At 71.2% G+C, this 8,438-nt stretch carries 4 protein-coding genes; 3 read left to right on the forward strand and 1 reads right to left on the reverse strand.

Annotated features, from left to right (window positions below):
* The first annotated feature begins 130 nt into the window (after window positions 1-130).
* Window positions 131-913 (forward strand): SDR family NAD(P)-dependent oxidoreductase, encoded by a 783-nt coding sequence (locus VHK87_RS15560; RefSeq protein WP_329635804.1) that lies wholly within the window; start codon window positions 131-133, stop codon window positions 911-913.
* Window positions 914-954: 41 nt separating this feature from the next.
* On the opposite strand, the gene VHK87_RS15565 is transcribed toward VHK87_RS15560, so the two are convergent.
* Window positions 955-2,445, reverse strand: a complete 1,491-nt coding sequence (locus tag VHK87_RS15565) for a helicase HerA-like domain-containing protein (protein WP_329635805.1) — start codon at window positions 2,443-2,445, stop codon at window positions 955-957.
* 154 nt (window positions 2,446-2,599) lie between these two features.
* Here VHK87_RS15565 and VHK87_RS15570 point away from each other — a divergent pair, with 154 nt between their 5' ends.
* Window positions 2,600-3,718 (forward strand): AI-2E family transporter, encoded by a 1,119-nt coding sequence (locus VHK87_RS15570; protein ID WP_329635806.1) that lies wholly within the window; start codon window positions 2,600-2,602, stop codon window positions 3,716-3,718.
* A 169-nt stretch (window positions 3,719-3,887) separates the two neighbouring features.
* Window positions 3,888-8,438 (forward strand): NAD-glutamate dehydrogenase (locus VHK87_RS15575; protein WP_329635807.1); only part of this gene is annotated, 4,551 nt, incomplete at its 3' end.

Below are 8,438 nucleotides of genomic sequence, written 5' to 3' on the forward strand. Positions count from 1 at the left end.
GGATCGATCGGGCGGCGCGGATCGAAATCCGCCGCCTTGACGTGGGGTGACGCTTTTGAACTGGTGCTCATGGGGCTAAGCCTTGCCGCCTCCTCTTCTTTATCTAAACGCAATCGGGAGCAGGGCGTCCATGGAACTCAACGGATCCGTCGTCGCGATCGTCACCGGCGGAGCCTCCGGCCTCGGTGAAGCCACCGTCCGCGCGCTGGCCGCGCAAGGTGTGAAGGTCGCCATCTTCGACATGAACGAGCAGAAGGGCGAAGCGGTCGCCAAAGAAGTCGGCGGCGTGTTCTGCAAGGTCAATGTCACCAAGGAAGACGAGGTCGACGCGGGCTTCGCCAAGGCCCGCGAAGCCCACGGCCAGGAGCGGATCCTGATCAACTGCGCCGGCACCGGCTTCGCCGCCAAGACCGCCAGCCGCGACAAGACCACGGGCGAGATCAAGCCTCACCCGATGCAGATCTTCGAGACCATCATCCAGATCAACCTGATCGGCACGTTCCGCTGCATCGCCAAGTCGGCGGCCGGCATGCTGAGCCTCGAGCCGCTGGACGGCGGCGAACGCGGGGTGATCGTCAACACCGCCTCGGTGGCGGCGGTGGACGGCCAGGTGGGCCAGGCGGCCTATTCGGCCTCCAAGGGCGGCGTGGTGGGCATGACCCTGCCGATCGCCCGCGACCTGATGAACGACGGGGTGCGGGTCAACACCATCCTGCCGGGCATCTTCAACACCCCGCTGATGAACGCCGCGCCGGAGAACGTGAAGGCCGCCTTGGCCGCCTCCGTGCCCTTCCCCAAGCGCCTGGGCCTGCCGGAGGAGTACGCCTCGCTGGCGCTGGAAATGTGCCGCAACGGCTACTTCAACGGCGAGCACGTCCGCCTCGACGGCGCCATCCGCATGCCGCCGCGGTAGTTCACAGACCTCTCCCCCCGCCAAGCGGGGGAGAGGTTTACCTACCGCCGCCGCAGGCTCCCCAGCACCCCGCGCATGATCTCGCGGCCGATCTGGCTACCGACGGAGCGCATGAACGATTTGGCGAAGGCTTCGCCCGCGCCTTCGCGGGTGCGGGCCCGGGACCGCGGAGCGCGCTCGCGCTCCGGCTCGCGCTCGTCCTTCGGCTCGGCCTGGCGGGCGCTTCGGGGCGGCGCCTCGACCTTGGCCTGGGCGGCCTCGGCGCGGGACTTCAGCATCTCGAAGGCGGACTCGCGGTCCATCGCGCGGTCGTAGGTCCCGCGAACGGGACTGGCCCCCATCACCGCCGCCCGCTCGGCCGGCGTCACCGGCCCCAGCCGCGAGTTCGGCGGGCGAACCAGTGTTCTTGCAACCATGGTCGGGACGCCCTTTTCGTCCAGCACCGAGACCAGCGCCTCGCCCACGCCCAGCGCCTGGATCGTCTCGGCGGTGTCGAAGGCCGGGTTCTCGCGGAAGGTCGAGGCGGCGGCCCTCAGGCCCTTCTGCTCCACCGGAGTATAAGCCCTCAGGGCGTGCTGGATCCGGTTGCCGAGCTGGCCCAGCACGGTCTCGGGGATGTCGGCCGGGTTTTGGGTCACGAAGTAGACGCCGACCCCCTTGGAGCGGATCAGCCGAACGACTTGCTCGACCTTCTCCAGCAGCGGCTTGGGCGCGTCGCGGAACAACAAGTGCGCCTCGTCGAAGAAGAACGCGAGCCGGGGCTTCTCCGGATCGCCCACCTCCGGCAGCTCCTCGAACAGCTCGGACAGCAGCCACAGCAGGAAGGTCGCGTATAGCCTGGGCGAATTGATCAGCTTGTCGGCGGCCAGCACGTTGACGTAGCCGCGGCCCGACCCGTCGGTGCGCATCAGGTCCGACAGCATCAGGGTCGGCTCGCCGAACAGCCGGTCGCCGCCCTGGTCCTCCAGCACCAGCAGCTTGCGCTGGATGGTGGCGACGGTGGCCTTGGAGACGTTGCCGTACTGCTGGCCGATGGCAGCCGCGTTCTCCGCGGTCCAGGCCAGCGCCGCCTGCAGGTCTTTGAGGTCGAGCAGCAGCAGGCCCTCGTCGTCGGCGGCACGGAAGACGACGCTGAGCACCCCCTCCTGCACCTCGTTGAGCTCCAGCATGCGCGAGAGCAGCAGGGGGCCCAACTCGGAGATCGACGCGCGCACCGGGTGCCCCTGCTCGCCGAACAGGTCCCAGAAGATCGTCGGGGCGGCTTCGGGGCGCAGCTGCAGGCCCATGCCGGCGGCGCGGGCCAGGAATCTCTCGTTCGGCTGACCGGGCTGGGAGATGCCGGAGAGGTCGCCCTTCACGTCGGCGGCGAACACCGGGACGCCGGCGTCGGAGAGGCCCTGGGCCAGGATCTGCAGGGTGACGGTCTTGCCCGTGCCGGTGGCGCCCGCCACCAGGCCGTGACGGTTCGCCCGGTCGAGCCTTAGGACCTGCGGCGCCTCCGCCTGGCCGATCAGCACCCCATGGTCGGTCATTTCGCGTCCTCGTCCTGGTGTCGGCTGGAAGCTAGAGGGCGGCGGCGCGACGCGCCAGCATCGAGGCTGGATTGACGCGCGGCGCCGGCCCGACGACAGTCCGCCGGCCATGCCGCCCGCCCGATCCGCGCCGCCGCCCGTCCCGCCCGCAGTGGTGTCGAAGACAGCGCTGATAATCCTGGCGGTGGTCGCCTGCGGGGCGGTGCTCTATTGGCTGCGGGAGATCTTCACCCCGCTGGCGCTGGCGCTTTTCCTGGCCGTGCTGATCGACGGTCTGGTGCGGCTGATCCGCAAGCATGCGCCTTCCCTGCCGCGGCGGGCGGCGCTGCCTACCGCCATCCTGATCGCCATCCTGGTGTTCGTGGCCGCGACCCTGTTCATCGCCGACAACGCCGCCGAATTCGCCGTCCAGCTGGTGGACTACACGCCCAGGCTCAACGAGCTGATCGCACAGGTGGCGGGAATGATGGGGATGGAGGTGCCCCCGACCCTCAGCCAGCTGTTCCAACAGCTCAATCCCACCGCTTTCGTCCGCGACCTCGCCGGCCGCCTGCAGGGCTTCGCCTCCGACGCGGTGTTCGTGCTGATCTACCTGGGCTTCCTCTTGGCTTCGCGACGCCTCTGGGAGCGCAAGATTGTCGGCCTGTTCCCCGAACGCGAAGAGCGGCAGGAGGCCGTCGAGGCCTTCCTGCGCATCCGCGACGGGGTCGAGCAGTACCTGTGGGTCCAGACGGTCACCGGCCTGATGATCGCCGTCGCCTCCTGGATCGCCATGGCGGTGCTCGGATTGGACAACGCCGCCTTCTGGGCCTTCCTGATCTTCATCGCCTCCTACATCCCGATCATCGGCGGCTTCGTCGGCATCGCCCTGCCGCCGGTGTTCGGCCTGGTGCAGTTCCCCAGCTACTGGACGGCGCTGATCCTGCTGGGCGTGCTCTACGCGATCCAGTTCGTGGTCGGGAACGTGATCCAGCCCCGGATGCAGGGCCGCAGCCTGAACCTGGACCCGGTGGCGGTGCTGCTGGCGCTGGCCTTCTGGGGCGCCCTCTGGGGACTGCCGGGCATGTTCCTGTCGACGCCGTTGACGGTGATGGCGATGGTCATCCTGGCCCAGTTCAGCGGCACCCGCTGGATCGCCGTGCTGTTGTCTCAGGACGGCGAGCCGGAGAAATTGCGCGACCGCGACCCCCACGCCGCTCCCGGCGAAAAGCTGCCGGCGGACCGCAAGGAAGATGCGGCCAAGCCGAAATCCAGGGCGGGGTCTTCAACGTGAGCGCCGCCTCCCTATCTATGGATTGGACGGGACACACTCCCGGCCCCGCGCTCCGGAAGGAGCGTAACGAGCACCCAGCGTCCCGCCGTCCCCCCCGCGGCGGTGACAGGCGCCGCCGGTCACTCTCCACCGGCGGCGTTCTGGTGAGTCGGACCCGGCGGATCCTCGGATGAGCCCCCGCAAAGGCCGCGTGTCGGCACAGTTCCACGACGAGCTGCTCGCCGCCTTCCGCGCCGCGGCCGGCGCCGGCGATGCGGCCGAGGCCTTCATCGCGCAGGCGGTGGAGGACGCCGCCCCCGACGAACTCCCCGAGCTTTCCGCCGCCGCCCTGGGCGCGGCCTTCGCCGACTTCTGGCGCTTCGGCTCGGGCCGGCTCGGGACCGAGCCGCTGATCCGCGTGGCCCCGCTGCCCGGCGCGCCCGGGTTCGAGCGGCTGGAGATCGTCCAGCCGGATTCCGCCTTCCTGGTCGACAGCATCATGGGCGAGGTCGCCGAGCAGGGGATCGCCGTGCGGGCCATGTTCCATCCGATCGTCGAGCTGCCCAAAGGCCCCCGGCGGTCGATGATCCAGGTGGTGCTGGAGCAGGTCGGCGCAGACCGCGAGGCGCAGCTGATCGAGGGCGTGCGCCGGACCTTGGCGGACGTCCGCAGCGCCGTCGCGGACTTCCCCGCCATGCTCGCCCTGATGGACGAGACGATCCGCGCCCGCGAGAGCGCCGGACCCGCAGGCCCGGCCCGCGAGGAGGAGCTGGCCTTCCTGCGCTGGCTGCACGCCCGGCACTTCGTCTTCCTCGGGACCCGGGTTTACGAGTATCCGCGCGGCAAGGACGGCGGCTTCGTTCCCGAAGAGCCGAGGTTCGACCCTAAGGCCAGCCTGGGCGTCCTGCGCGACCCCGAGCAGGCGGTGCTGCGCCGCTCCAGCGAGCCCGCGGTGCTGGCGACGAGCCTGCGCCGGCGCCTGGCCGACCCGGGCGTCACCGTCGCCAAGGCCAATCTGCGCAGCCGCGTCCACCGCCGGGCCTACATGGACTATGTGGCGGTGAAGCGCTGGGACGAGGCCGGCCGCCCGTTCGGCGAGATCCGCTTCGTCGGCCTGTTCACCGCCGAGGCCTACGACCGGCCCGCCGCCGAGGTGCCGCTGGTCAGGGCCAAGGTGGCCCGGGTGCTGAAGCGGGCCGGCAAGACGCCCGGCAGCCACTCCGACAACCGGCTGCGCAACATTCTCGAGAACCATCCGCGCGACGAGCTCTTCCAGGCCTCGGAAGACGAGCTGCTGCGGATCAGCCAGGGCGTGCTGCACCTGGCCGACCGCCCGCGCGTGCGCCTATTCGAGCGGCGCGACCCCTTCGAGCGGTTCGCCTCTTTGCTGCTGTACGTGCCGCGGGACCGGTACAACTCCACGGTCCGCGAGCGGGCCGGCGAGCTGCTGGCCGAGGCCTATTCGGGCCGGGTGTCGGCCTACTATCCGAACTTCGCCGAAGGCGCGTTGGCCCGGGTCCACTTCATCATCGGATTTTCGCCGGACGTGCGCCGCCGGCCGGACGTGGCCGAGCTGGAGCGGCAGATCGCCGAGATCGCCCGCACCTGGGAGGACCGCTTCGAAGCGGCGGTGCGCGCCTCCGACTGGCCCACCGAACAGGTGGCCGAGACGCTGCTGCGCTGCCGGGGCGCCTTCCCCGCCGGCTACCGCGAGCGTTACGACGCGGCCGAGGCCATCGCCGACCTGGCGGTCATCGAGGCGATGGACGGCGCGCCGGTCCGCGTGCGCGCCTTCCGCCAGTCGACCGACACGCCGACCCAGCTGCGCTTCAAGCTCTATCGCCCGGGCGCGCCTGCCCCGCTGGCCGACGTGCTGCCGATTCTCGAGCACATGGGCCTGAAGGCGATGTTCGAGGCGGGGCACCCGGTGACCCTCTCCGGACGCGAGCCGGTCTGGGTGCACGAGTTCGAGCTCGACGACGAACGCGGCGAGCACCTGGTGTTCGCCGACGTGAAGGCCGCCTTCGAGGAGGCCTTCGTCGCCGTCTGGACCGGCGAGACCGAGAACGACGGGTTCAACCGTCTGGTGCTGGAGCTGTCCATCTCCTGGCGCGAGGCGGCGCTGGTCCGGGCGCTCGCCCGCTACCGCCAGCAGTCGGGCCTCGATCCCACCGAGCCGGTGCAGGCCCGGGCCCTCTCCGAGCATCCCGGCGTCACCCGGCTGATCCTCGACCTGTTCCGCACCCGCTTCGACCCGGCGATCCGCGCCGAGCCGGAGGTGCGCCGCGAGCAGGGCCGGGCGGTGATGGCCGAGATCGAAGCCGCCCTTCAACGGGTGCCGAGCCTGGACGACGACCGCGTGCTGCGCCGCCTGGCGCTGCTCGTCGGGGCCGTCCAGCGGACCAACTTCTACCAGCTGGACGCGGGCGGCCGGCCCAAGCCCTACATCAGCTTCAAGGTCGCCAGCGGCGAGCTCGTCGACCTGCCGGCGCCGAAGCCCTACCGGGAAATATTCGTTTGGGCGACGCACGTGGAGGGCGTCCACCTGCGTTTCGGACCGGTGGCCCGCGGGGGTCTGCGCTGGAGCGACCGGCGCGACGACTTCCGCACCGAGGTCCTGGGGCTGGCGAAGGCCCAGCAGGTGAAGAACGCGGTCATCGTGCCGGTGGGCGCCAAGGGCGGCTTTTTCCCCAAGAAGCTGCCCAAGGGCGGCGCGCCGGACGTCTTGCGCGCCGAGGGCGTCCGCGCCTACCGCACCTTCCTGCATGGGCTGCTGGACCTGACCGACAACCTCACCCCGCGCGGCGAAGTGGTCCACCCGCCGGGTGTCGTGGTCCACGACGGGGACGATCCCTACCTGGTGGTCGCCGCCGACAAGGGCACCGCCACCTTCTCGGACATCGCCAACGGCATCGCCGAAGAGCGCGGCTTCTGGCTGGGCGACGCCTTCGCTTCGGGCGGCTCCGCCGGCTACGACCACAAGGCCATGGGCATCACCGCCCGCGGCGCCTGGCAGGGCGTCTCGCGCCACTTCCGCGAGCTCGGCAAGGACATCCAGGCCGAGCCGTTCACCGTCATCGGCGTGGGCGACATGTCGGGAGACGTGTTCGGAAACGGCATGCTGCTGTCGCGGCAGATCCGGCTGCTGGCCGCCTTCGACCACCGCCACATCTTTCTCGATCCGGCCCCGGACCCGGCGGCTTCCTACGCGGAGCGCGAGCGGCTGTTCGCCCTGCCGAGGTCTTCCTGGGACGACTACGACCGCGCCGTCATCTCGGCCGGGGGCGGCGTCTTCCCGCGCAGCCTGAAGTCCGTCCCGCTCTCGAAAGAGGTGCGCGCCCTGCTCGGCGTGGAGGCCGAGGAGCTGGCCCCCGACGAGCTGATGCGCGCCATCCTGAAGGCCCGCGCCGAGCTGCTCTATCTCGGCGGCATCGGCACCTATGTGAAGGCGAGCGCCGAATCCAACGCCGACGTCGGCGATAAGGCCAACGACCTGATCCGGGTGAACGGGGCGGACCTGCGCTGCCTGGTGGTCGGCGAGGGCGCCAACCTCGGCTTCACCCAGGCGGCCCGCATCGAGTTCGCCCGCGGCGGCGGGCGGATCGACACCGACGCCATCCACAACTCCGGCGGCGTCGACTCCTCCGACCACGAGGTGAACATCAAGATCCTCACCGGCGTGCTGGAGCGGACCGGCGTGCTGAAGCGGCCTGCGCGCGACCGCCTGCTGCGCAGCATGACCGAGGAGCTGGCGCAGCATGTGCTGCAGCACAACTACGATCAGACCCTCGCCCTCTCCCTGCTGGAGCTGGACTCGCCGGGCGAGCTTGGGCCCCACGCCCGCTTCATGGCCGAGCTGGAGACGGCGGGGCGGCTCGACCGCGCGCTCGAGGGCCTGCCGGACGCCGCCACGATCCAGGAGCTGCAACGCACCGGCAAGGGGCTGACCCGGCCGGAGCTGGCGGTGCTGCTGGCTTACGGCAAGCTGGAGCTGTCCCGCAGCCTGGCGGCGTGCCCGGCGCTGGCCGAGCCCGAGTTCGAACAGGTGCTGGAGGAGTATTTCCCGAAGCCCCTGCGCCGCTACCGCGAGCCGCTTCGCCGCCACCGCCTGCGGCGCGAGATCGTCGCCACAGTGCTGGCCAACGACGTGGTCAACCGCTGCGGCCCGACGTTCGCCAACCGGCTGATGGCCGGCTCGGGGGCGGACGTGAGCGCCTTCATCCGCGGCTACCAGGCGGCCCGGGCGGTGCTGGACCTCGACGCCGTCTGGGGCGAGGCGGCCGCGCTGGACGGCGAGGTCGCCTCCGGGGCGCAGCTGGCGCTGTTCCGGGAGCTGGCGGCCGCGCTCCGAGGCCAGACCTTCTGGCTCGCCAGGCGGGCCGCCCGAGCCGGCTCGAGCGTCAAGGACCTGACCGCCCGGTACGCCCCCGCCGTTCAAAGCCTGCGCCGGCTGATGCCGGACGTGCTGTCGCCGCACGAGCGGGCCGGCGTGCTGGCGGCCGCCGACCGGCTGGCCGCGGCCGGCGCGCCGGCGGAGCTGTCGCGCACCGTCGCCCTGACGCGCGCCCTGACCACCGCCGCCGATCTGGTCGACCTGGCCGCCGCGTCCAGCTGGCCGCTGGCCAACGCCGCCCGCGCCTACCACGGGGCCGGCGCCCTGTTCGGCTTCGACCGGGTGCGGGCCGCCGCCGGCGAGCACGCGGCGGGCGATCCCTTCGAGCGGACGGCGGTCCGCCGCCTT

Source organism: Phenylobacterium sp. (assembly GCF_036263695.1).
GTDB lineage: Bacteria > Pseudomonadota > Alphaproteobacteria > Caulobacterales > Caulobacteraceae > Phenylobacterium.

What these genes read in the sequence shown, in the direction of transcription:
- VHK87_RS15560 (WP_329635804.1), top strand. Translation starts at nt 131, where the DNA reads ATGGAACTCAACGGATCCGTCGTCGCGATCGTCACCGGCGGAGCCTCC.
- VHK87_RS15565 (WP_329635805.1), bottom strand. Translation starts at nt 2,445, where the DNA reads ATGACCGACCATGGGGTGCTGATCGGCCAGGCGGAGGCGCCGCAGGTC.